This is a genomic window from Paracoccus sigandri, assembly GCF_003709565.1.
GTDB lineage: Bacteria > Pseudomonadota > Alphaproteobacteria > Rhodobacterales > Rhodobacteraceae > Paracoccus > Paracoccus siganidrum.
Genome location: NZ_QNRC01000005.1, coordinates 114,953 through 136,522, shown reverse-complemented (window position 1 = coordinate 136,522; position 21,570 = coordinate 114,953). Strand labels below are relative to the sequence as shown.

General features: G+C 69.6%; 22 protein-coding genes. 9 read left to right on the top strand and 13 right to left on the bottom strand.

Annotated elements, in window-relative coordinates; genetic code table 11:
* Nucleotides 1–126 precede the first annotated feature (126 nt).
* Together C9E82_RS06100 and C9E82_RS06095 are read left to right on the top strand one after the other, a co-directional pair.
* The gene (locus tag C9E82_RS06100) at nt 127–882 is read left to right on the top strand and encodes a DUF1013 domain-containing protein (protein ID WP_119899302.1); all 756 of its coding nucleotides are present in this window, start codon (nt 127–129) and stop codon (nt 880–882) included.
* A complete protein-coding gene (locus tag C9E82_RS06095) occupies nt 879–1,265 on the top strand; it encodes a hypothetical protein (protein ID WP_119899300.1) in 387 nt (128 codons plus the stop codon). The genes C9E82_RS06100 and C9E82_RS06095 overlap by 4 nt, the downstream gene beginning before the upstream one ends.
* A 25-nt stretch (nt 1,266–1,290) precedes the next feature.
* Here the strand turns inward: C9E82_RS06095 and C9E82_RS06090 are convergent, their stop codons facing one another.
* The 4 genes from C9E82_RS06090 to C9E82_RS06075 form a co-directional block, all read right to left on the bottom strand.
* Nucleotides 1,291–1,545, bottom strand: a complete 255-nt coding sequence (locus C9E82_RS06090; protein ID WP_119899298.1) for a GlsB/YeaQ/YmgE family stress response membrane protein — start codon at nt 1,543–1,545, stop codon at nt 1,291–1,293.
* A gap of 120 nt (nt 1,546–1,665) precedes the next feature.
* Nucleotides 1,666–3,138 (bottom strand): NAD-dependent succinate-semialdehyde dehydrogenase, encoded by a 1,473-nt coding sequence (locus C9E82_RS06085; protein WP_119899296.1) that lies wholly within the window; start codon nt 3,136–3,138, stop codon nt 1,666–1,668.
* A gap of 254 nt (nt 3,139–3,392) precedes the next feature.
* On the bottom strand, nt 3,393–4,379 hold the full coding sequence (locus C9E82_RS06080; RefSeq protein WP_119899294.1) for a P1 family peptidase: 987 nt from the start codon (nt 4,377–4,379) through the stop codon (nt 3,393–3,395).
* Complete coding sequence (locus tag C9E82_RS06075) at nt 4,376–6,031, bottom strand: thiamine pyrophosphate-binding protein (protein ID WP_119899325.1); 1,656 nt, start codon at nt 6,029–6,031, stop codon at nt 4,376–4,378. Before C9E82_RS06075 ends, C9E82_RS06080 begins: the two co-directional genes overlap by 4 nt.
* Nucleotides 6,032–6,236: 205 nt before the next feature.
* On the opposite strand from C9E82_RS06075, the gene smpB reads away from it, so the two are divergent.
* The 3 genes from smpB (at nt 6,237) to C9E82_RS06060 (ending at nt 8,820) form a co-directional block, all read left to right on the top strand.
* Nucleotides 6,237–6,710, top strand: coding sequence for an SsrA-binding protein SmpB (gene smpB, locus C9E82_RS06070; RefSeq protein WP_119899292.1), 474 nt, complete (start codon nt 6,237–6,239; stop codon nt 6,708–6,710).
* A gap of 70 nt (nt 6,711–6,780) precedes the next feature.
* Nucleotides 6,781–7,635: a 3-mercaptopyruvate sulfurtransferase gene (gene sseA / locus C9E82_RS06065; RefSeq protein ID WP_119899290.1), complete on the top strand. Its 855-nt coding sequence runs from the start codon at nt 6,781–6,783 to the stop codon at nt 7,633–7,635.
* A 3-nt stretch (nt 7,636–7,638) separates the two neighbouring features.
* The gene (locus tag C9E82_RS06060; RefSeq protein WP_119899289.1) at nt 7,639–8,820 is read left to right on the top strand and encodes an amino acid aminotransferase; all 1,182 of its coding nucleotides are present in this window, start codon (nt 7,639–7,641) and stop codon (nt 8,818–8,820) included.
* A gap of 148 nt (nt 8,821–8,968) precedes the next feature.
* Here C9E82_RS06060 and C9E82_RS06055 read toward each other — a convergent pair whose 3' ends face one another.
* The 3 genes from C9E82_RS06055 to ubiA all read right to left on the bottom strand — a co-directional run bounded on the left by C9E82_RS06055 (nt 8,969) and on the right by ubiA (nt 12,576).
* Complete coding sequence (locus C9E82_RS06055; protein WP_119899287.1) at nt 8,969–9,298, bottom strand: hypothetical protein; 330 nt, start codon at nt 9,296–9,298, stop codon at nt 8,969–8,971.
* Entirely contained in the window at nt 9,295–11,556 is a 2,262-nt protein-coding gene (locus C9E82_RS06050; RefSeq protein WP_244936001.1) for an OmpA family protein, read from the bottom strand. The genes C9E82_RS06055 and C9E82_RS06050 overlap by 4 nt, the downstream gene beginning before the upstream one ends.
* A gap of 81 nt (nt 11,557–11,637) precedes the next feature.
* On the bottom strand, nt 11,638–12,576 hold the full coding sequence (gene ubiA, locus C9E82_RS06045; protein WP_119899285.1) for a 4-hydroxybenzoate octaprenyltransferase: 939 nt from the start codon (nt 12,574–12,576) through the stop codon (nt 11,638–11,640).
* A 15-nt stretch (nt 12,577–12,591) separates the two neighbouring features.
* Between ubiA and C9E82_RS06040 the strand changes: the two genes are divergently transcribed.
* The gene (locus tag C9E82_RS06040; protein WP_119899323.1) at nt 12,592–13,335 is read left to right on the top strand and encodes a 16S rRNA (uracil(1498)-N(3))-methyltransferase; all 744 of its coding nucleotides are present in this window, start codon (nt 12,592–12,594) and stop codon (nt 13,333–13,335) included.
* A 178-nt stretch (nt 13,336–13,513) separates the two neighbouring features.
* The gene (locus C9E82_RS06035) at nt 13,514–13,708 is read left to right on the top strand and encodes a DUF1127 domain-containing protein (RefSeq protein ID WP_119899283.1); all 195 of its coding nucleotides are present in this window, start codon (nt 13,514–13,516) and stop codon (nt 13,706–13,708) included.
* A gap of 168 nt (nt 13,709–13,876) precedes the next feature.
* Here the strand turns inward: C9E82_RS06035 and C9E82_RS06030 are convergent, their stop codons facing one another.
* The 6 genes from C9E82_RS06030 to fsa form a co-directional block, all read right to left on the bottom strand.
* Nucleotides 13,877–14,515, bottom strand: a complete 639-nt coding sequence (locus C9E82_RS06030) for a LysE family translocator (protein ID WP_119899280.1) — start codon at nt 14,513–14,515, stop codon at nt 13,877–13,879.
* Nucleotides 14,516–14,675: 160 nt separating this feature from the next.
* On the bottom strand, nt 14,676–15,548 hold the full coding sequence (locus tag C9E82_RS06025) for a 50S ribosomal protein L11 methyltransferase (RefSeq protein WP_119899278.1): 873 nt from the start codon (nt 15,546–15,548) through the stop codon (nt 14,676–14,678).
* Entirely contained in the window at nt 15,548–16,123 is a 576-nt protein-coding gene (gene msrA, locus C9E82_RS06020; protein ID WP_119899276.1) for a peptide-methionine (S)-S-oxide reductase MsrA, read from the bottom strand. The genes C9E82_RS06025 and msrA overlap by 1 nt, the downstream gene beginning before the upstream one ends.
* A 54-nt stretch (nt 16,124–16,177) precedes the next feature.
* Nucleotides 16,178–17,128: a tyrosine recombinase XerC gene (locus C9E82_RS06015; protein WP_119899274.1), complete on the bottom strand. Its 951-nt coding sequence runs from the start codon at nt 17,126–17,128 to the stop codon at nt 16,178–16,180.
* Nucleotides 17,125–17,805: a DUF484 family protein gene (locus tag C9E82_RS06010; protein ID WP_119899271.1), complete on the bottom strand. Its 681-nt coding sequence runs from the start codon at nt 17,803–17,805 to the stop codon at nt 17,125–17,127. Before C9E82_RS06010 ends, C9E82_RS06015 begins: the two co-directional genes overlap by 4 nt.
* A 35-nt stretch (nt 17,806–17,840) precedes the next feature.
* Nucleotides 17,841–18,494: a fructose-6-phosphate aldolase gene (fsa, locus tag C9E82_RS06005; protein WP_119899269.1), complete on the bottom strand. Its 654-nt coding sequence runs from the start codon at nt 18,492–18,494 to the stop codon at nt 17,841–17,843.
* 123 nt (nt 18,495–18,617) lie between these two features.
* Between fsa and C9E82_RS06000 the strand changes: the two genes are divergently transcribed.
* Together C9E82_RS06000 and C9E82_RS05995 are read left to right on the top strand one after the other, a co-directional pair.
* A complete protein-coding gene (locus C9E82_RS06000) occupies nt 18,618–20,825 on the top strand; it encodes a primosomal protein N' (RefSeq protein WP_122449221.1) in 2,208 nt (735 codons plus the stop codon).
* A 47-nt stretch (nt 20,826–20,872) separates the two neighbouring features.
* Nucleotides 20,873–21,565, top strand: coding sequence for an aspartate/glutamate racemase family protein (locus tag C9E82_RS05995; protein ID WP_119901100.1), 693 nt, complete (start codon nt 20,873–20,875; stop codon nt 21,563–21,565).
* The last annotated feature ends 5 nt before the right edge of the window (nt 21,566–21,570 follow it).

Genomic DNA, 21,570 nt, shown 5'->3' with positions numbered 1-21,570 from the left:
CGCCGCGAAAACGCTATATCCGGCGGCAATTCCCCCCGAAAACGAGGAATGGCCCCCGCCGAAAGCCGTTTTCACGGCCAAAGGAAGCCATGCCGTCATCGGGGCAGACACGCGAAGGAGAACGACATGAGCAAGCCGTTGATGGCCAAGGCGACCGCCGTCTGGCTGGTCGACAATACCACGCTCAGCTTCAAGCAGATCGGCGATTTCTGCGGTCTGCACGAGCTGGAGGTGCAGGGCATCGCCGATGGCGACGTGGCGGTGGGGGTCAAGGGCTATGACCCGGTCGCCTCGCACCAGCTGGACGCCGAGGAGATCAAGAAGGCCGAGGCCAATCCCGCCTACAAGCTGCGCCTGAAGCACAACCCCGCCGCCGAGGGCGAGGAGAAGCGCCGCGGCCCGCGCTATACGCCGCTCTCCAAGCGCCAGGACCGCCCGGCGGCGATCCTGTGGCTGGTGAAGTTCCACCCGGAGCTGGCGGATTCGCAGATCGCCAAGCTGGTCGGCACCACCAAGCCGACCATCGCCTCGATCCGCGAGCGCACCCATTGGAACATCCAGAACATCCAGCCGATCGATCCGGTCGCGCTGGGATTGTGCCGCCAGACCGAGCTGGACGCCGCCGTGCAGAAGGCTGCCAAGAAGGCCGCCGCCGCGGGCGAGGTCATGACCGATGACGAGCGCCGCAAGCTGGTCAGCACCGAGACCTCGCTGGCCATGGGCGAGGAGCCGCGCCTGCCCAGCTCGATCGCCGGGCTGGAGAATTTCTCGCTGACCCGCGACGACGAGGCCGAGAAAGAGACCGAGCGCAACCTGGATGCCGACAGCTTCTTCAACCTGCCCGAGCAGGATGACGAGGACGACGAGGACGACGAAAAATGAGACCCGCCCGGCTTGCCAGCCCGTCCAGCAGGGACGGCGGCGGGCCGGTCTGCATTGCCCATGGCTATCGCTGGCCAGAAGTGCAGCTGGCGGTGGCGGTCCTGCGCGACGCGGGTATCCGGGCCGATCTGCTGGACACCCTGACGCATCACCAGATGCCGCAGATGGGGCTTGCGCTTGGCGGCGTCCGCATCGTCGTGCCGCCTTCGCAGATGCGTGCGGCGCATGATCTTCTTGCCGCCCAGCCCTTGATGATCGCGCGCCCTTTGGGCTGGCGCCTGGGGCTGATCTTCCTGTTCCTGCTGTGGTTCAGCCATGTCCCGCCGATGATGAGCGGGCTGTTCCTGCGCCGCCTTCCCGACACGGCGGCGCAGCAGGGCTGACGCGGCGTTTCGCGCCTGATCGGCCTCAGCCACGGCCGCGAACGACGCGGCCCAGCCAGATCAGGATGCAGGCGCCGATCACCGCGACCACCAGCTGCCCGATCGCGCCGCCGGCCGTCGTGCCGATCAGCAGCCGGAACAGCCAGTTGCCCAGCAGCGCGCCGATGATGCCCAGGATGATGTTCATCACCAGGCTGTGGTCCGAGCCCATCAGCTTTTCCGCGATCCAGCCCGCGATGCCGCCCAGGATGATCGACAGAATCCAGCCAAAACCTTCCATGAGATGTCCTCTTTCGATGCCTCGCGCCGGTCCCGCCCGGCGCGCTTTCAGGGACGCAATGCCGCAGGGCGCGATTTCGTTCCCCGGCATCGCGTCCTGTGGGTTGCGGCGGCGCCGACCTCAGATCGACAGGCAGACATATTTCATTTCCAGGAAGTCCTCGATGCCGTGGCGGCTGCCCTCGCGGCCCAGCCCCGACTGCTTGACGCCGCCGAAGGGCGCCACCTCGGTCGAGATGATGCCGGTATTGACGCCGACGATGCCGTATTCCAGCGCCTCCTGCACGCGGGTGATGCGGCCGATGTCGCGGGCATAGAAATACGAGGCCAGCCCGAAGATCGTGTCGTTGGCCTTGGCGACGGCCTCTTCCTCGGTCTCGAAGCGGAACAGCGGCGCCAGCGGGCCGAAGGTCTCCTCGGTCGCGACCTTCATGGCGTCGGTCACGCCGGTGACGACGGTGGGCTTGAAGAACAGCCCCTCCAGGCGCTCGCCCCCGGTCACCACCTGGCCGCCGCCGTCCAGCACGTCGCGGATATGTTCCTCGACCTTTTCCACGGCGTCCTCGTTGATCAGCGGGCCGGTGGTCACGCCTTCTTCCAGCCCGTCGCCGACGCGCAGCTTGTCCACCGCCTCGGCCAGCTTCTTCGCGAAGGCGTCATAGACCCCGGCCTGGACATAGATGCGGTTCGCGCAGACGCAGGTCTGGCCGTTGTTGCGGAATTTCGAGGCCATCGCCCCTTCCACCGCCGCATCCAGATCGGCGTCGTCGAAGACGATGAAGGGCGCGTTGCCGCCCAGCTCCATCGAGCATTTCAGCACCTGGTCGGCGGCCTGGCGCAGCAGGATCCGCCCGACCTCGGTCGAGCCGGTGAAGGTCAGCTTGCGGACCTTCGGGTTCTCGCAGAATTCCTTGCCGATATCCGAGGACCGCGACGAAGTGATGACCGACAGGATGCCCCTGGGCAGGCCCGCGCGTTCGCCCAGCACCGCCATGGCCAGCGCCGAGAGCGGGGTTTCCGCCGCCGGGCGCGCGACGAAGCCGCAGCCCACGGCCAGGGCGGGGCCGGCCTTGCGGGCGATCATCGCGTTGGGGAAGTTCCAGGGCGTGATCGAGCCCACCACGCCGATGGGCTGGCGCAGCACGGTCAGGCGCTTGTCGGGCATGTGGCCGGGGATCGTCTCGCCATAGACGCGCTTGGCTTCCTCGCCGAACCATTCGATGAAGCTGGCGCCATAGACGATCTCGCCCTTGGCCTCGGCGAAGGGCTTGCCCATCTCGGCGGTCAGGATGCGGGCCAGGTCGTCCTGGTTCTCGATCATCAGGTCGAACCATTTGCGCATCACCTGCGCGCGTTCCTTGGCCGTCCGGGCCGCCCAGTCCTTCATGGTCTCATGGGCGGCCTCGATCGCCCTGGCGGCGTCTTCGCGGCCCAGGTCGGCGACCTTGGCGATCACGTCGCCGCGCGCCGGGTTCACCACGTCGAAGGTCGCGCCATCGGCGGCCTCGACCCATTCCCCGGCCAGGAAGGCGCGCGTCTCCAGCAGCGAGGGATCGCGCAGAAGGGTCTTGAGATCGGTCGAATGCTTGGTCATGGCCTCTCCTCGGGGTTGGCTTCGGGCGCATCTTGCGCGTGGCGTCCGGGCTTGTCAAAGCGGTCGCGGCTCTCGGAAATGTGACGGCGGCAGGGGGGCGGCGGCCCTCGTCCGGGGCGATTTCCGAGGATATTTCCCGGAATCGACACCCGGCAGGAATGAACCGGATCGTCTTTCGGGCGTTCGGTCACATCGCCAGGTTGTCCCTCTTGGCGATCTCTCAGGGGGGCGGTGCGCTTGTCGCACCGCCCTTTTCATGCGTGAAGCGCCTGCCAGCAGGGTTGCAGATCGCCCGGCGCGGGGCGGGCGGCATGGATGGCGCGGGCGGTGGCGCGGGCCAGGACGCAGGCCGCGGCATGGCCCAGCAGGAAGGCCTCGGCCGGGTCCGAGAGCGGGCGCGCCGCGGTCGAGGCGGCGAAGACCAGGTCGCCGTCGAAGGGGGTATGGCTGGGCACCAGCGCACGCGCCAGCCCGTCATGGGCGGCCGTCGCCAGCCGTTGCAGCGCGGGTTTTTCCAGCGCGGCATCGGTGGCGACGATGGCGATGGTGGTCGCCTCGCCCAGCCGCTTCATGGGGGCGGGCTCATCGGCGGCGGGAAAGGCGGCGGGCAGGCCGAGCCCGCCGAATTCGCCCGCCAGCTCCCACGGGGCGGCCCAGAAATGCGGGCCGTCGCCCACCGTCGCCGATCCCAGCGCGTTGACCACCACCAGCGCGCCCAGGGTCGCGCCGCTTTCCAGCACCACCGAGGCCGAGCCCAGCCCGCCCTTCAGCCGCGCGGTCAGCGCGCCGGTCCCGGCGCCTTCGCTGCCAAGCGCGAAATCGGGCCGGGCGGTGTCCAGCGCGGCGCGGCCAAGGGCGGGATAGGGGTTCTGCGCCCAGTCCTTGTCGCCGCCGTTCAGCAGGTCGAAGACGATGGCGCCGGGCACGATCGGCACCCGTGCCGCGCCCACGGCGAAGCCGCGCCCGGCGGCGTGCAGCCCGGCCATCACCCCGTCGCAGGCCGCCAGCCCGAAGGCCGAGCCGCCCGACAGCACCAGCGCATCGACCCCTGCCACCAGCTTGTCGGGGGCCAGCAGGTCGGTTTCCCGCGTGCCGGGCGCGCCGCCCATCACATGCACCGCCGCCGCGAAGGGCGCATCCCCGGTCAGCACGGTGACGCCGGATTTCAGCCGCTGGTCGGCGGCGTTGCCGACCCGCAGCCCGGCCACGTCCGAAATCAGGTTCCGCGCACCCGGTCTCATTCCTGCGCTTCCAGCGCCGCCTGCCGCGTCTGCGACAGGGTGGCGCCGGTGGTCAGCGCCTCGGGGTCCAGCCGCAGCTCGATCACCGCCAGGCTGCCGGCCCGGCTGGCGCGCTGGAAGGCGGCGGGGAAATCGCCGCCCTGCTCGACCACCTCGCCATGCCCGCCATAGGCGCGGGCCAGGGCGGCGAAGTCGGGATTGAACAGCGCCGTGCCCGAGACGCGGGCGGGATAGTGCTTTTCCTGGTGCATGCGGATCGTGCCGTATTGGCCGTTATTGGCCACGATGACGATGACATGGGCGCCGTATTGCGCGGCGGTGGACAGCTCGTTGACGGTCATCTGCAGGCAGCCGTCCCCGGCCAGGCAGACCACCACCCGGTCGGGATGCGCCAGCTTGGCCGAGATCGCCGCCGGCAGCCCGTAGCCCATGCTGCCCGAGGTCGGCGCGATCTGCGTGCGCGCGCATTTGAAGCGGAAATAGCGGTGCAGGAAGGCGGCGTAATTGCCGGCGCCATTGGTCAGGATGGCGTTTTCGGGCAGGTTGGCCGACAGCCAGCAGACGACCTGCTCCATCTTGACGGCGCCGGGGGTCTCGCGCGGGGTCTGCCAGTCCTCGTAATGGGCGCGCAGGGCGGCGGTCCAACCGTCCCAGCGGCGCGGGGCAGGGGTGTCGGCCAGCGCGGCCAGCACCGCGCGGGGGCAGGCGGCGATGCCGGGATCGGCACGCCACAGATGGCCGATCTCGTCGGGGTCGGGATAGACATGGATGATGCGGCGCCCCTGCTGGGCGGGGCTCATCAGCTCGTATCCCGCCGTCAGCGTGTCGCCCAGCCGCGATCCCAGTGACAGGATGCAATCGGCCTGGCGCAGCGCGTCGCCCATGCGGCTGTTCATGCCGACGCCCAGGTCGCCCGCGTAATTGGGCAGCCGGTTGTCCATGTAGTCCTGGCGCCGGAAGGGCACCGCCACCGGCAGGCCCCAGCTTTCGGCGAAGCGCGCCAGCCGGTCGGCATCGGCCTGCGTCCAGATCGCGCCGCCCGGAATGACCAGCGGCCGCTCGGCCCCGGCCAGCGCCTCGCGGATCGCCGCCAGCTGGGCCGCCGAGATCCCGGCCACCGGGCGCGGGGCGGGGGCCAGGTCGGGCACCTCGACCTCGGCCGACAGCATGTCCTCGGGCAGGGCCAGGACCACCGGGCCGGGGCGCCCGGACATGGCCAGGTCGAAGGCGCGGGCCAGGTATTCGGGGATCCGCTCGGTCTGGTCGATCTCGGCCACCCATTTCGCCACCGTGCCGAACATGGCGCGGTAGTCGACCTCCTGGAAGGCCTCGCGGTCGCGGTCGCAGCGGGCGATCTGGCCGACGAAGAGGATCATCGGCGTCGAATCCTGCCGCGCCACATGCACGCCGGCGCTGGCATTGGTGGCGCCGGGGCCGCGCGTCACGAAGGCCACGCCCGGCCGCCCGGTCAGCTTGCCCGCCGCCTCGGCCATCATCGCGGCCCCGCCCTCGTGGCGGCAGACGACGTTCTGGATGCCCGATTCGTGCAGCCCGTCCAGCGCCGCCAGGAAGCTCTCGCCGGGGACCGAGAAGACCCGCGTCACCCCGTTCGCCTTCAGCGCATCCACAAGGATCTGCCCACCGTGACGCATCATAGCCCGTCCTTCCCACTGTTCCGTCTGCGCGCTACCGTGACCGGGCGCGGCGCGATTGCCAAGACCGCAGATCGGGGGCGCGTGGGGACGGCCAAGCCGGGGGCGCTTCGCCCCCCGGACCCCCCGAGGATATTTGCGCCAAGATGAAAGGGCGGGCGGGCGAGCCTTTACAGGCGGCGGCGGCGCGCCTATCTGGGCGGCTATGGCCAAGGAACCCGAAAACAAGAACTACAAGGTGATCGCCGAGAACCGGCGGGCGCGGTTCGATTACTTCATCGAGAGCGACCTGGAGGTCGGGATCGTGCTGACCGGTTCCGAGGTGAAGTCGCTGCGGACCGGGCAGTCGAACATCGCCGAAAGCTATGCCTCGGTCGAGGATGGCGAATTGTGGCTGATCAACAGCTATATCGCCGCCTACAAGCAGGCCGGCGTCTTCGGGCACGAGGAACGCCGCCGGCGCAAGCTGCTGGTCAGCCGGCGCGAACTGGCGCGGCTGTGGCAGGCCACCGGGCGCGAGGGCATGACGCTGGTGCCGCTGGTGATGTATTTCAACCATCGCGGGCTGGTGAAGCTGAAGATCGGCGTCGCCAAGGGCAAGAAGGTCGCCGACAAGCGCGAGACCGCGGCCAAGCGCGACTGGAACCGCCAGAAGCAGCGTTTGCTGAAACAGGGCTGAACCCTTGAACCTGCCATTGCAGCGTCGCGCCGTCAGGGGTAAATCGGGGGCGGTGCGAAGGGGGGTGTCGATGCAGGATGATCCGAAAACGCTGGTCTCGACCGAATGGCTGGCCGCGCATCTGAACGATCCCGACCTGCGCGTCATCGACGCAAGCTGGCACATGCCGGCCGCGGGGCGCGACGCGCGGGCGGAATATGACGCCGCCCACATTCCCGGCGCGCGCTTCTTCGACATCGACGAGATCGCCGACAAGCGCAGCGCCTTGCCGCATATGGCCCCGCCGGTCGAGCTGTTCATCAGCCGGATGCGGGCGATGGGCGTCGGCGACGGCCACCAGGTCGTGGTCTATGACAATTCCGAGGTCCGCAGCGCTGCCCGCCTGTGGTGGACCTTCCGGCTGATGGGCAAGACCGACGTGGCGGTGCTGGACGGCGGCTTGGCCAAGTGGCAGGCCGAGCGCCGCCCGGTCGAGGACATGGCCCCGATCCTGCGCGACCGCCACATCACCGTGCAGCGCCAGGCGGGGCTGGTGCGCGACGTGACCCAGGTGGCCGCCGCCAGCAAGCTGGCCGATCACGAGATCATCGATGCCCGCAGCCCCGAACGCTTCCGCGGCGAGGCGCCCGAGCCGCGCCCCGGCCTGCGCGCGGGCCATATCCCCGGCGCGAAGAACGTCCCCTTCGGCCGCCTCTTCAACCCGGACGGCACGATGAAGGACCCCGACGCCCTGCGCGCCGCCTTCCAGGAGGCCGGGGTGGACCTGGCGAAGCCGGCGATCACCAGCTGCGGCAGCGGCATCACCGCCGCCACCCTGTCGCTGGCGCTGGAGCGGATCGGCCACCGCAACCATTCGCTCTACGACGGAAGCTGGACCGAATGGGGCAGCTTCCCCGACCTGAACATCGCAACCGGAGACGCCTGAAAGATGCTGTCCGACCTCAAACCGCAAGCCCCCGACAAGATCCTGATGCTGATCGAGGAATTCAAGGCCGACAGCCGCCAGGGCAAGATTGACCTCGGCGTGGGCGTCTACAAGAACCCCGAGGGCGTGACGCCGGTGATGCGCGCCGTGAAGGCCGCCGAGCAGAGGATCTGGCAGACGCAGACCACCAAGGCCTATACCAGCCTGGCGGGCGAGGCGGATTTCCGCGATGCCATGGCGCGGATGGTGCTGGGCGAGCTGCCCGCGGACCGGCTGGCCACGCTCTCCAGCGTCGGCGGCACGGGGGCGATCCGGCAGGCGCTGGAACTGGCGCGGCTGGCCAATCCGGGGGTGCATGTCCATGTCTCGGATCCGACCTGGCCCAACCACCTGTCGATCCTGAAATTCATGGGCCTGCCCTTCACCGAATACCGCTATTTCGACCCCGAGACCCGCGGCGTCGATTTCGAGGCGATGAAGGCCGATATCGCGAAGGCGGGCAGGGGCGACCTGGTGCTGCTGCATGGCTGCTGCCACAACCCGACCGGCGCCAATCTGACGCTGGCGCAATGGGAAGAACTCGCGCAGATCCTGGAGAAATCCGGCGCCATCCCCTTCATCGACCTGGCCTATCAGGGCTTCGGCGACGGGCTTGACGAGGACGCCGCCGCCACCCGCCTGATCGCCGCCCGCCTGCCCGAGGTGCTGATCGCCGCCTCCTGCTCGAAGAATTTCGGCATCTATCGCGAACGCACCGGCATCCTGATGGCGCTGGCCGACAATGGCGCAGCGCGCGAGATGGCGCAGGGCTCGATGGCCTTCCTGAACCGGCAGACCTTCTCCTTCCCGCCCGATCACGGCGCCCGCATCGTCAGCACCATCCTGACCGACGCGGATCTCGCCGCCGACTGGAGGGCCGAACTGGAGGATGTCCGCAAGGGGATGCTGGCGCTGCGCGAACAGCTTGCCTCGGAGTTGCGCAACCTGTCGGGCAGCGACCGCTTCGACTTCATCGCCCATCACCGCGGCATGTTCTCGCGCCTCGGCGCGACGCCGGAGCAGGTCCAGAAGCTGAAATCCGATTCGGCCATCTACATGGTCGGCGATTCGCGGCTGAACATCGCCGGGCTCAACCGCGACACCGTCCCGGTCCTGGCCCGCGCCATCGTAGAAGCGGGCATCTGAGCCCTTCTTCGTTGGCAAAATACCCTCGGGGGGAGTCGTCGGAACGACGACGGGGGGCGGACAGCCCCCCCTTTGCCCCATCGGCGCCACCGCATGAAACAGGCCCGGCAGCCGCGCCGGGCCTTTTTTCGTCCCCGTCAGCCCCGGATCAGCGCCGCGCCAGCTTGCGCTCGATATAGTCGCGCAATTCCTCGACCTCGGTGCGGCTCTCGCGAAGGCCCTCCAGCGCCGCCTGCAACTCGCCCTCGGCATCGATCAGCCGGGTCATCAGCGCCGATTCGCGTTCCTCCAGTGCGGCGATGGCCAGGTCGCGGGCCTCCTCGGCCTCGTGCAGCTGCTGGGCCATGCGGTCCAGCTCGCCCATGTCGGCGCGGGTCGGGCGGGTCAGGCGGTGGATCAGCCAGCAGGCGAACCAGCCCAGCAGGAAGGCGGCGAACAGGATGATCGAGGTGACGGTGATGAATTCGGTGCGGTTCATTGCGCCTCGGCTCCGGCTTCGGGGTCTTCCTCTGCGCCATTCCCGGCCGCCCCGTTCTCGGCCGCCTCGTTCTCGGCTGGGCGACGCGCGGGCCGGGGCGTGTTCTCATCGGCGACAAGGACCGGCAAGGTCAGGTTTTCCTCAAGGATGTCCAGGATCGGCAGCGCCCCCGCCAAGCCGCCCGCCATCCCCGCTTCGACCTGCTCGCTCACGCCCAGGGTCGCGGGGGCCACGCCCGCCGATCCCGGCGCGACATGGCCGGCGGTGCCGATCAGCGGCAGGGGCAGCACCGGCCCGAAGGCCACGGGCGCATCCGTGGCGCCGGGCCGGGCCACCACGCCGCTGGCCGCCTGCCAGGCCTCGGCCGGGGCGGTGGCGCCTTCGGGGGCGGCGGTCTGGGCCAGCGCCTCCGTGGTCACGCCCTCGCGCACGGCGGGGGCGGGCAGCGGTTCGCTGCGCACCGCGATCGGCGACATCAGCCGGAACTCGATCCGGCGATTGGCCTCGCGGCCTTCCTCGGTGTCGTTGGTGGCGATGGGCTGGCTTTCGCCATAGCCGCGCGAGGTCATGTGCCTGGTGTCGATCCCGGCATCGGTCATCGCGCTGACCAGCGTCTGCGCGCGGGCCCGCGACAGGTCCGCGTTGAACCCGGCCGAGCCCTGCGAATCCGTATGCCCGCCCGCCTCGATCTGGAAATCGGCGCAATCGATCATGATCGCGGCCAGCTTGTCCAGGGTCTCGGACGGGTCGCCGGCGATGGTCGAGCGGTTCGGCTCGAAGCCGATCTCGGATTCCGACATCACGACATTCAACCGCGAGACGCATTCCTCGCCATCGGGCAGGCCAAGCGTCGCGTCCAGCCGGCGGTCATAGCGGATCGACAGCTCGTATTTCGACCCCGCGCCCAGCCGCTGCGACAGCACCGCCGCCGCCTGGTCCACCGCGCGCGGATCGCCCGAGGTCCCCGACAGCCGCAGGTTGCCCGGCGTCACCGTGACGGCGCCGTTTTCCAGCCCGCTCAGCGCCTCCAGCGCGGCGATCACCTTGACGGTCCAGCCGGCGGGCACCTCGACATCGCTGCGCAGCTCGCTCTCGACCCCGAAGAAGCGCGAGCGGGCGAAGCTGTCCACCGCATCCAGCATCCGCGCATCCGACAGCCCGCCCCGGATCGAGACCTTGCCGTCGGCGGTCCGGGTGGCCATGAATTCCGCCGGCCCCTGGTCGACGGCGGCGGGCTTTTCCAGCTCGGCATGCAGCGAGAAGACATCGGGCAGCGCCTCGTCCAGCTGCCGGGCGACCTGGTCGAAGCGGTCCTGCGCAATGCCGTCGGGGGCGATCAGCGCGATATCGGCATCCGAGATCGTGACCGAGCCGCGCCCCAGCGCCGCCACCGCCTCGATCGCGGGCACCGCCGCATCGGCCCAGACCGGGGTGGGCGCGCCCAGCCCCAGCGTGCAGCCCGGCTTGCCCGGCACCCCCGCCTGGATGGCGGCGGCCAGGATCCGGTCGCGCCCTTCCTCGTCATCGGCCGAACAGGCATCGAAACGCGCGCCGTCATCGTCGATCAGGAAGCGCAGGGTGAAGGGCGCGATCACCGGGCGCGGGGCGGATATGTCGGTGCTCAGCGCCACGCCGGCGGGCGCGGCGCGGCGCAGGTCGCTTTCCATCCGCGCCTTTTCGCGCGCGCTGTCGGCCAGCGCCGTCACATGCACCGCGCCGGGCGAGATCGAGATCTTCGCCCGCTGCGCCAGTTGCGTCGCGCCCAGCCCCAGCCGGATCGCCTCGTCCCACAGCGGCGGCACCGGATGATCCGCGCCCTCCAGCAGGTCGGTGATCTTCGGGGCGGCGGTTTCGCCCCGCAATTCGCGCAGCAGCGCGCCGCGATCCATCGAGGCCGGCACCAGCCCGATCAGCGAGATGCCGTCGTCGTTGCGCAGCAGCTCGATCTTGAAATCGGGCGGCGTCAGGGCGTCGGCGGCCGCGACCGTCATCTCGTCCAGGATGCGGTTGCCGTCGACCGCCGTCCCCGCCTGGGTCATGGCGCGGAAGCGTTCCACCTCGGTCGGCGCGGTCCCCGACAGGCGCACCTGCAGCCCGTCGGTCTGGACCTGCACCCAGTCATAGCCGCTGCCGTTCAGCGCCTGGCGCACCTCGGCCAGCGACTCGCGCTCGATGAAGACCGCGCCGGCCGTCGCGCCCATCCAGCACAGCCCCGCGGCGCCCCCCAGGACGGTGATCGTCGCGATCGCGGTGGACATCCGGCTGCGGGAAGACGCCATTGGGAAACCTTGGGCAGTTGCAAGCCGCTCGGGTCTAGCCCCGCGCTGCCTGCGGCGCAATCACGCCAGCCCCGCAATGGCGAGAAACAGCGCAAGGATCAGCCCCGCGTCGCGGTTCGAGCGGAACAGCCGCAGGCAGACAAGCGATTGATCGGGATCGAAAATCCTGAGCTGCCACAGCAGATGCGCCGCGAAACCGATCAGTCCGGTGAAGCCTATCAACTGATTGCGACCCGTCAGCCCGATGGCCAGCGCCAGCAGCAGCACCGACAGCGCGGCGAAGCCCAGCAGGATGCGGGGGCTGGCCTTGCCGAACAGCCGCGCGGTGGACTTGACGCCGATCAGCGCGTCGTCCTCGGTATCCTGGTGGGCATAGATCGTGTCGTAGAAGATCGTCCAGGCGATGCCGCCCAGCCAGGCGACGACCGGCGCCAGGTCCAGCCGCCCCATATGCGCGGCATAGGCCAGCATCACCCCCCAGTTGAAGGCCAGGCCCAGGAAGACCTGCGGCCACCAGGTGAAGCGCTTGGCGAAGGGATAGATCGCGACCAGCGCCAGCGATGCGACGCCCATCCAGATCGCCGCCGGACCCAGCGTCAGCAGGATCGCCAGGCCCACCAGCCCCTGGGCGATCAGCCAGGCATAGGCGCCCCGCAGCGTGACCTGGCCCGAGGGCAGGGGCCTCGAGCGGGTCCGCGCCACCTTCGCGTCGATGTCGCGGTCGGTGATGTCGTTCCAGGTGCAGCCCGCGCCGCGCATGACCAGCGCCCCCAGACCGCAGGCGATCACGATCCACAGGTCGAACCATCGCGGCCCGTCCGCCATCATCGCCAGCCCGACGCCCCACCAGCAGGGCAGCAGCAGCAGCCAGGTCCCGATCGGCCGGTCGGCGCGGGACAGGCGCAGCCAGGGTCTCCACGCGGCCGGGGCATGGCGGTCCACCCAGTTTCCGGCCGGCGCGTCGATGACGGCATCTGGTCTTTCGTCGCGGCTTTGCATAGCGTCGGCCCCATCATGGCGAAGATCAGGCTGTTCATAGACCACCCCCTTGCGCCGGGACAACCCGTGCCCCTGGACGCGGCGCAGGCGCATTACCTGTCGGGGGTGATGCGGCAGAAGCCGGGCGATGTGGTGTCGGTCTTCAACGGCCGCGACGGCGAATGGTCGGCGCGGATCGAGCAGCTGGCCAAGCGCGGCGGCAGCCTGCTGGCCGGGGCGCGGAGCGCGCCGCAGCAGGACCCGCCCGACCTGTGGCTGCTGTTCGCGCCGATCAAGAAGGCCCGCACCGATTTCATCGTGGAAAAGGCGGCCGAGCTGGGTTGCGCGCGGATCCTGCCGGTGCAGACCGAGTTCACCAATTCCGAGCGGATCCGCCAGGACCGGCTGCAGGCCCATGCCGTCGAGGCGGCCGAGCAATGCGGCGGCACCTTCGTGCCCCAGGTCGCGGATCTGGCGCCCCTGCCGCGCCTGCTGGCCGGCTGGGACCCGGCGCGCCGCATCCTCTGGGCCGACGAATCGCTGGCGGGCCCGGCCGAGACCCTGGCCGGCCTGCCCGCCGGTCCCTGGGCGATCCTGATCGGCCCCGAGGGCGGCTTCTCTCCGGCCGAGCGGGCGAAACTCTCGGACCTGCCCTTCGTGACGCGGCTGAGTCTGGGGCCGCGAATCCTGCGCGCCGATACGGCTGCCGTAGCGGCAATCGCGCTGTGGCAGGCAGCCTTGGGCGACTGGCGCGGGGGCGGGCAGCAGCGCATCGCCTGAAAACGACGCCCGGGACGTCATCCGCGACCTTTCCTGGTCCCGGAAGTCCTTGCGATCCCTGCGAAAACTGCATATCGGCCTTGCCGCTTCCGGGGATACTCTTTCCGGGATGCCCAATCTATATCCTGCCTATCCGAAACCTGCCCACGGATCGGGCAATTTATGAACAGGTGATGAAATGTCGGCGATTGAGACGAACCGCGGCTATGCTGTCGGAGGCGTTCATGGCGTCGTAGCAAAGGTTCTGGCGATGCTGAGCGCGTGGAACGATACCCGCGTGACGCGCCGCGAACTGAGCCGCCTGTCGGACCGCGAACTGGACGATATCGGCCTGTGCCGCGGCGACATCGAGCGGATCGCGCGCCACTACTGAGCGTCAGCGACAGACGAACGAACCCCCGAAGCGGCCGCGGCGGGGGTTTTTTCATGTCTGGAGGTGGGGCTGGCGCCGCGGGCCGCGCGGATCGTGATGCGGGGTGGTTTGAGCCCCTTGCTGACATATGGGACACCGAAAGGTGCCTCATATGTCCTGCTGCTGTTGTCAGGTTGCGGCGCGCTTCCAGCCTGCGGCCAACGCGCCCGCGGCGATCATCAAAGACCCACCGACACGGTTGACCGCTTGCTGCACGCTTGGCTTGCGGATCGATTTGCGGGCCATTGCCGCCATCAGCGCGTAAAAGCCAGCGTTCAGGATCGCCAGAACGAGGAATGTGGTCTCGAAGATGATCATCTGTGGCAACACCGGCTGCGCAGTGTTCAGGAACTGGGGCAGGAAGGCCACGAAGAAGATGATGCTCTTCGGATTGAGCGCCGTCACGATATAGGTGTGCAGGAAAATCCGCAGCGGCCTGTCTTTCGACAGGGTTTCCGTATCCGCGCTGACTTCGCCGACCGAAACCGGCGCGCGCCAGAGCTTCACGCCAAGATAGATCAGATAGGCAGCCCCGATCCATTTCAAGACGGTGAACAACGTGGCCGAGGTCGCAAGCAGCGCCCCGAGGCCAAGCATGGAAGCCGTCATGGCGGTGAAATCGCCAAGAGCGACGCCGCCGACCGTCGCGCCAGCCGCCTTTTTACCGTGCCCGAGTGCGTAGGAGATCACCAGCAAGATCGTGGGACCGGGGATTGCCAGCAAGACGGCAGACGCAGCCGCAAAGGCCAGCCATTGTTCAAAAGACATTGCATTCCTCCTGTTGGAGGTCCGAGCAATCCATAGCCCCGAAGGTGGTGCAAGGGATTTTTTGCAACGTCCGGTATGTCCGCAAACCCGACCCTCCCGCAGGAACGACGACGCAAATCGTGCCGGTCGTCCCGCGCAACCCCGACCAGCGCCGCCGCGATCACCCCGCGCGCGACATCACCAGTGTGGACCATTCGCCCAGGTCGGTGCGCTGGACATCCGTGAAGCCGGTGGCGCGATAGGCCTCTGTGACCTCGTCGGCCTGGGTGGTCAGGATGCCCGACAGGATGATGCGACCGGCCGGGGCCACGCGGGCCGCCATCTCGGGGGCCAGGTCGATCAGCGGCTGCTTCAGGATATTGGCCAGCACCAGGTCGAAGGGCGCGGCCTCGTCCAGCAGGGGGTGGTCGAAGCCCACGGCCTCGACGCAGAGGACGCGGCCGTCCAGCCCGTTGGCGATCACGTTGGCCGAGGCCGTGTCCACCGCCACCGGGTCGATGTCGCCGGCCAGCACCGTCACCGGCCAGACCCGCGCCGCGGCCATAGCCAGCACCGCCGTGCCGCAGCCGATATCGGCGATGCGCCGGGGCTGCCACCCCTCGGCAGCCAGCCGGTCCAGCGCCTCCAGGCAGCCCTTGGTGGTGTTGTGATGGCCGGTGCCGAAGGCCATCGCGGCCTCGATGCACAGCGCCTCGACGCCCTCGGGGACGCTGCCCGCGTCATGGCTGCCATGGACGTAGAAGCGCCCGGCATGGACCGGGGTCAGCTCGCGCCGGACATGGGCGACCCAATCCACCTCGGGCAGTTCCGAGACGGCGAAGGGCTGCGCGCCATGGGCGGCGGCCAGCAGGGCCAGCGCGACCTCGTCGGGGCTGTCGGTGAAATAGGCGCCGACTTCCCAGCGGCCCAGACCGTCCTCGATCTCGAAGACGCCGGTGCCGACCGGCTCGGGGGTCAGGTCCTCGCAAGCCTCGGCAAGGGCTTCGGCGGCCTCGCGGCCTTGGATATGGGTCAGCGCGGTGAAGGTGGGCATCAGGGCAGGTCCGGGTTGGGGATGGAGGCCTCTACCCCGGTCCCCTTCGGGTCGCAATGACCGTCGGGGTTCTTTTCCAGATATTGCTGATGCGCCTCGGGGCCGGGCCAGAAGGGCGCGGGGTCGATGATCTCGGTGGTGACGGCGGCGAAGCCTTCGACCGCCAACCGGTTGCCATAGGAGATCTTCGAGGCCTCGGCGGCGGCGCGCTGGCTGTGGTTGAAGACCATGATCAGGCTGCGATACTGGCTGCCCAGGTCCTGGCCCTGCCGGTCGCCCTGCGTCGGGTCGTGGTTTTCCCAGAACAGCTTCAGCAGCCGCTCATAGCTGATCAGCGAGCTGTCGAAGACGACGCGCACCACCTCGGCATGGCCCGTGTCGCCGGCCTTGACCTGGTCGTAGCCGGGGTTTTCGACATGGCCGCCGGCAAAGCCCACCTCGGTCAGCCAGACGCCGTGCTGGCGCCAGAACAGCCGCTCGGCGCCCCAGTAGCAGCCCATGCCGAACACCGCCTGATCGTAGCCCTGCGGGACATCGGCATCCATCGGGCGGTTGAAGATCGCGTGATTGGTCATCGCATACCTCTTATTGCTGGGTCTTCAACGCATGAAGGGGCCGCGCGGTTCGGTTCAGCCGCGCGGATGGGCGGCGCGATAGACCGCCAGCAGATGCGCGTCGTCGACCCCGGTATAGACCTGCGTCGTGGACAGGCTGGCATGCCCCAGCAGCTCCTGGATCGTGCGCAGGTCGCCGCCGGCGGCCAGCAGATGCGTGGCGAAGCTGTGGCGCAGCGCATGGGGCGTGGCGGTGGGCGGCAGCCCCAGCACCGCGCGGGCCCGGCGCATCGAGGCCTCGATGCTGCCCGGCGCCAGCCTGCCGCCGCGCACGCCGCGAAACAGCGGCTGGTCGGGCGCCAGCCGCCACGGGCATTGCGCCAGGTAATCGGCCACCGCGTCGCGCGCGACCGGCAGCACCGGCACCCGGCGTTCGCGCCCGCCCTTGCCGCGGATCACCAGCGCGTCGCGGAAGGGCCAGTCGCGCCCGTCCAGCCCCAGCGCCTCGGAGATGCGCAGCCCGCAGCCCCACAGCAGCGTCATCACCGCCAGGTCGCGCGCCGCGACCCAGGGCGTGTCGTGATCGACCGCCACCATGTCCAGCGCCTGCCGCGCCTGGTCCGGCGTCAGCGGCCGGGGCAGCGAGCGGGTGTATTTCGGGCTGCGTGCGGCCAGCGCGGCCGAGAGGTCATGGCCCTCGCGGTCCGAGATCCAGCGCAGGAAGCTGCGCACCGCCGATTGCCGCCGCGCCAGGGACCGCGCCGACAGCCCGCGCGCCCTTTCGCTGGCGGCGAAGGCGCGCATCTCGGGCTGGCGCAGCCCGGCCAGCGATTTCGGCGTGGCGGGGGCGCCGTGATGGGCGCCCAGGAAGGACAGGAAGGCCAGCAGGTCGGCCTGATAGGCGGCGATGGTGTGGCGGGAACGGTCGCGCGTCGCGGCCTCGGTCTCCAGCCAGCGGGCAAGCGCGTCCGACATGGCGGGCGCCAGCGCCAGCGGGGGCGGCAGCTTTCCGCCCGCCCCGCTCATCCCAGCCAGCGCATCAGCATCAGCCGCCCCACCTGCCCGAAAAAGCGCAACAGGTCGGTGCCCTGCGCGGGGGTGAAGCGGTTGATGTCGGCGCTGCCCATCAGGAACATGGCGCGCGGCAGGCCGGGACCCAGGTCCATCGGCAGAAGCGCCTCCGAGGCGACGGCGCGGCCGTGGATCGGCTGGGTGATCGGCGAGGCCGGGCGCAGGATGATGTCGTCGCCGCGCGGCGCGCGCCGCCCGGCGCTGGCGATGCGGGCGATGGCGCCGTCGGGGACGACCGCCACGTCCTCGGGCAGGTCGTCGGGGGCCTGGTCGCGTTCCAGCAGCAGGCGCAGCGTCTCGACGCGCAGGATCGGCGCGATCTCGGATTGCAGGATCTCGGCCACGCCCTCGAAATCGGCGGGCTCCAGCAGGGCGATGACGGCGCGGTGGACCACGGCGGTGCCGGACTGGTTGTCATAGGCGGCCGCGATCACGCTTTCATGCGTATGCTCCAGCCGGTCCAGCCGCGCCTCCAGCGCCTCCATCGCGCGGCCGCGAATGTCGATGACATTGTCGCCGATCTCGGCCTCGCGGGCGGCGACAAGGGCCCGCATCAGGTCCCTGTCGCCCAGGATCACGCCGGGATCGGCCAGCAGTTTCTTGCGCGTTACATCATCCAGAACTGCCGTCATCCTCGCCCCTCTCGTGCCCGGCCTCGCGGTGGTGGTCAGCCGATCTTCTGGCCGGTCTGTGCCCAGTCGGCATTGAACTGCGCCAGGCCCTTGTCGGTCAAGACATGGTTCGCCATCGACTTGATGACCGAGGGCGGCGCGGTGATGACGTCGGCGCCGATCTTGGCGGCCTCGATGATGTGGTTCACGCTGCGGATCGAGGCGGCGAGGATCTCGGTCTCGAAGCCGTAATTGTCATAGATCTCGCGGATGTCGGCGATCAGGTCCATGCCGTCAATGTGGATGTCGTCCAGCCGCCCGATGAAGGGGCTGATGAAGGTCGCCCCGGCCTTGGCGGCCAGGATCGCCTGGGCGGGGCTGAAGCACAGCGTCACGTTGACCTTGTGGCCGTCACCCGACAGCGCGCGGCAGGCCTTCAGCCCGTCCCAGGTCAGCGGCACCTTGACGGTGATGTTGTCGGCGATCTGGGCCAGCACCTTGCCCTCGCGGATCATGTCCTCGGCCTTCTCGGCCACGACCTCGGCGCTGACGGGGCCCGCGACCATCTGGCAGATCTCGCGGGTGACTTCGGTGATGTCGCGCCCGGCCTTCAGGATCAGCGAGGGGTTGGTGGTCACGCCGTCCACCATGCCCAGATCGTTCAGTTCCTTGATGGCGGCGGTATCGGCGGTGTCGACGAAGAATTTCATGGCCCGGTTCCCTTGGCTGGCAGAGTCGCGCCGTGTGATAGCGCATAAACCCGTCCGCCGAAAGAGCCGCGTCCGATCCCCGGACTTGCAACTGCCGCCCGCGCGCGGCTTTATCCGCCCGTCATGAGACCCGCCGCGCCCCCCGCCTTCTTCCCGCCCCGCAGCCGCATCGGCGTGCTGGTCTGCGAACCCGTGGGGCTGCTGGACTATCTGGCGCCGGAAGACGGGGTGCGACTGGGCCAGCTGGTCCTGTGCCCGCTGGGGCCGCGCCGGGTCCTGGGGCTGGTCATGGGCGAGGGGCAGGGCGGCTTCGACGCCGCCAAGCTGCGCCCGGTGATCCGCGCGCTGGAGGCCGAGCCCTTCGCGCCCGGCTTCATCGAATTCCTGACCCGCGCCGCCGACTATACCCTGACCCCGCCGCCCCTGGTGCTGCGCATGGCGACGCGCGCCCCCGATCTGGACCAGCCGCCCGCCGCCCGCCGGGTGATCGTCCCGGCAGGCGATCCGCCCGCGCGCATGACCGAGGCCCGCGCCCGCGTCATGGCGGTGATCGCCGATCATGGCGGCGCCAGCTTCGCGGCATCGGAACTGGCCGGGCTGGCCGGGGTGGGCGTGTCGGTGGTCAAGGGGCTGGTCGCGCAGGGCACCCTGGCCGAGATCCAGGCGCCGCGCGACCTGCCCTATCCCCGGCTGGACCCCCTGCGCCCCGGCAAGCCCCTGGCGCCCGACCAGCAGGCCGCCGCCGAGGCCTTGCGCGCGGCGATCCGGGCGGGCGGCTATGGCACGACGCTGCTGCGCGGCGTCACCGGCTCGGGCAAGACCGAGGTCTATCTGGAGGCCGTCGCCGAATGCCTCTCGCGCGGCCGGCAGGCGCTGGTGCTGCTGCCGGAAATCGCGCTCTCGGCGGAATTCCTGGACCGCGTCGAGGCCCGTTTCGGCGCCCGTCCCGGCGAATGGCACAGCGGCATCACAAGGACCGAGCGCCGCCGGCTGTGGCACATGGCGGCGCGGGCCGAGGTCGGGCTGGTCGTCGGCGCGCGCTCGGCCCTGTTCCTGCCGTTTCGCGACCTGGGCCTGATCGTCGTCGATGAGGAACATGACAGCAGCTACAAGCAGGAGGACGTGGTCTTCTACAACGCCCGCGACATGGCGGTGCTGCGGGCATCCATCGGCGGGGCGCAGGTGGTGCTGGCCTCGGCCACGCCATCCTTGGAAAGCTGGGTGAACGCCGCCAGCGGCAAGTATCGCCGGCTGGACCTGCGCGCGCGCTATGGCGAGGCCGAACTGCCCGACATGGCCGCCATCGACCTGCGCGCCGAGGAGATGCAATCGGGCCGCTGGATCTCGCCCAGCCTGGCGCGGGCGGTGGAGGCGCGGCTGGCGCGCGGCGAACAGTCGCTGCTGTTCCTGAACCGCCGCGGTTTCGCCCCCGTCACCGTCTGCCGCGCCTGCGGCGAGCAGATCGGCTGCCACCAATGCGATGCGCGGATGGTCGAGCACCGCTTCCAGAACCGCCTGGTCTGCCATCAATGCGGCGAGACGCGGCCGATCCCCACCGCCTGCCCGTCCTGCGGGGTCGAGGGCAAGCTGGCCCCGATCGGCCCCGGCGTCGAACGCATCGCCGAGGAGGTCGCCGCCCGCTTCCCGCAGGCGAAGGCGACAGTGCTGTCCTCGGACCTGTTCCATTCGGCCCGCGCGCTGAAGGAAACCATCGCCGAGATCGCCTCGGGCGATACCGACATCATCATCGGCACCCAGATCGTCGCCAAGGGCCACAACTTCCCGCGCCTGACGCTGGTCGGCGTGATCGATGCCGATCTGGGCCTGCAGGGCGCCGACCTGCGCGCGGCGGAACGCAGCTTCCAGCTGATGCGGCAGGTGGCGGGCCGGGCCGGGCGGCAGGCGGGGGCCGCGCCGGGGGTGGCGCTGCTGCAGACCCACCAGCCCGAACATGCGGTGATCCGCGCGATCCTGTCGGGCCGGGACGAGGCCTTCTGGGACGCCGAGGCGGCCGCGCGCCAGGCCGCCGGGATGCCGCCCTTCGGCCGGCTGGCGGGGATCATCCTGTCCCATCCCGATCCGCAGCTGGTGGCCGATTTCGCCCGCCATCTGGCCGCCAACGCCGCCCCCCTGCATCAGGCGGGGGCCGAGCTGTGGGGTCCCGCGCCCGCCCCCATCGCCCGGATCCGCGGCCGTTACCGGATGCGGATGCTGATTCGCGCCCCTCGCCAGGCCCCCGTCCAGGCCGCCATCGCCGACTGGCTGGCCCCGCACAGACCGCCGACGAACCTGCGGCTGGCCGTGGATATCGACCCGCAGAGTTTTTTGTGAGAGCCTTCGCCACCATCGCGGCGGCCGGGCAGGACAGGACATTGCAGATGAAGAAGATCGGGATGATCGGCGGGCTCAGCTGGGTCTCTACCGCCGAATATTACAAGCGCATCAACGAGATGACGCAGGCGCAGGCGGGCGGCGTCGCCTCGGCCCGGATCGTGCTGGAAAGCGTCAACCGGCAGGAATATGTCGATGCCGTGATCGAGCGCGGCGACGAAGGGGCCGCCTGCGCGCAGATCGGGCGCTCGGCCCGCGCCCTGCAGGCCGCCGGGGCCGATTTCATCGTCATCACCTGCAATGACGTGCATCGCTTCGTCCCCGAGCTTCAGCCCGGCCTGGACATCGGCTTCCTGCATATCGCCGAGGTCACGGCCCAGGCCATCAAGGCCAGGGGGCTGAGGAAAGTGGCCATTCTCGGCGTGCGCAAGACGATGGAAAGCGATTTCTATCCCGAGATCCTGGCCCGCAGCGGTCTGGAGGCGATCATTCCCGACGAGGAGGAGAAACGCCTCATCCATGACAGCATCTACGAGGAACTGGTCAACAACCGCTTTCGCGACCAGACGCGCAGGGAATATCAGCGGATCATCGCGGATATGGGCCGGCGCGGCGCCGATTGCGTCGCCTTCGCCTGCACGGAAATTCCGCTGCTTCTTGCGCCGCAGGATTCGCCGCTTCCCGCCTTTTCCACGACCGAGCTTCATTGCCGGGCCGCGGTTGCCCGGGCCCTGGCCTAGGCCCC

Coding starts and splice junctions, on each gene's coding strand:
- C9E82_RS06100 (WP_119899302.1), top strand. CDS start 127: ATGAGCAAGCCGTTGATGGCCAAGGCGACCGCCGTCTGGCTGGTCGAC.
- C9E82_RS06095 (WP_119899300.1), top strand. CDS start 879: ATGAGACCCGCCCGGCTTGCCAGCCCGTCCAGCAGGGACGGCGGCGGG.
- C9E82_RS06090 (WP_119899298.1), bottom strand. CDS start 1,545: ATGGAAGGTTTTGGCTGGATTCTGTCGATCATCCTGGGCGGCATCGCG.
- C9E82_RS06085 (WP_119899296.1), bottom strand. CDS start 3,138: ATGACCAAGCATTCGACCGATCTCAAGACCCTTCTGCGCGATCCCTCG.
- C9E82_RS06080 (WP_119899294.1), bottom strand. CDS start 4,379: ATGAGACCGGGTGCGCGGAACCTGATTTCGGACGTGGCCGGGCTGCGG.
- C9E82_RS06075 (WP_119899325.1), bottom strand. CDS start 6,031: ATGCGTCACGGTGGGCAGATCCTTGTGGATGCGCTGAAGGCGAACGGG.
- smpB (WP_119899292.1), top strand. CDS start 6,237: ATGGCCAAGGAACCCGAAAACAAGAACTACAAGGTGATCGCCGAGAAC.
- sseA (WP_119899290.1), top strand. CDS start 6,781: ATGCAGGATGATCCGAAAACGCTGGTCTCGACCGAATGGCTGGCCGCG.
- C9E82_RS06060 (WP_119899289.1), top strand. CDS start 7,639: ATGCTGTCCGACCTCAAACCGCAAGCCCCCGACAAGATCCTGATGCTG.
- C9E82_RS06055 (WP_119899287.1), bottom strand. CDS start 9,298: ATGAACCGCACCGAATTCATCACCGTCACCTCGATCATCCTGTTCGCC.
- C9E82_RS06050 (WP_244936001.1), bottom strand. CDS start 11,556: ATGTCCACCGCGATCGCGACGATCACCGTCCTGGGGGGCGCCGCGGGG.
- ubiA (WP_119899285.1), bottom strand. CDS start 12,576: ATGCAAAGCCGCGACGAAAGACCAGATGCCGTCATCGACGCGCCGGCC.
- C9E82_RS06040 (WP_119899323.1), top strand. CDS start 12,592: ATGGCGAAGATCAGGCTGTTCATAGACCACCCCCTTGCGCCGGGACAA.
- C9E82_RS06035 (WP_119899283.1), top strand. CDS start 13,514: ATGTCGGCGATTGAGACGAACCGCGGCTATGCTGTCGGAGGCGTTCAT.
- C9E82_RS06030 (WP_119899280.1), bottom strand. CDS start 14,515: ATGTCTTTTGAACAATGGCTGGCCTTTGCGGCTGCGTCTGCCGTCTTG.
- C9E82_RS06025 (WP_119899278.1), bottom strand. CDS start 15,548: ATGCCCACCTTCACCGCGCTGACCCATATCCAAGGCCGCGAGGCCGCC.
- msrA (WP_119899276.1), bottom strand. CDS start 16,123: ATGACCAATCACGCGATCTTCAACCGCCCGATGGATGCCGATGTCCCG.
- C9E82_RS06015 (WP_119899274.1), bottom strand. CDS start 17,128: ATGAGCGGGGCGGGCGGAAAGCTGCCGCCCCCGCTGGCGCTGGCGCCC.
- C9E82_RS06010 (WP_119899271.1), bottom strand. CDS start 17,805: ATGACGGCAGTTCTGGATGATGTAACGCGCAAGAAACTGCTGGCCGAT.
- fsa (WP_119899269.1), bottom strand. CDS start 18,494: ATGAAATTCTTCGTCGACACCGCCGATACCGCCGCCATCAAGGAACTG.
- C9E82_RS06000 (WP_122449221.1), top strand. CDS start 18,618: ATGAGACCCGCCGCGCCCCCCGCCTTCTTCCCGCCCCGCAGCCGCATC.
- C9E82_RS05995 (WP_119901100.1), top strand. CDS start 20,873: ATGAAGAAGATCGGGATGATCGGCGGGCTCAGCTGGGTCTCTACCGCC.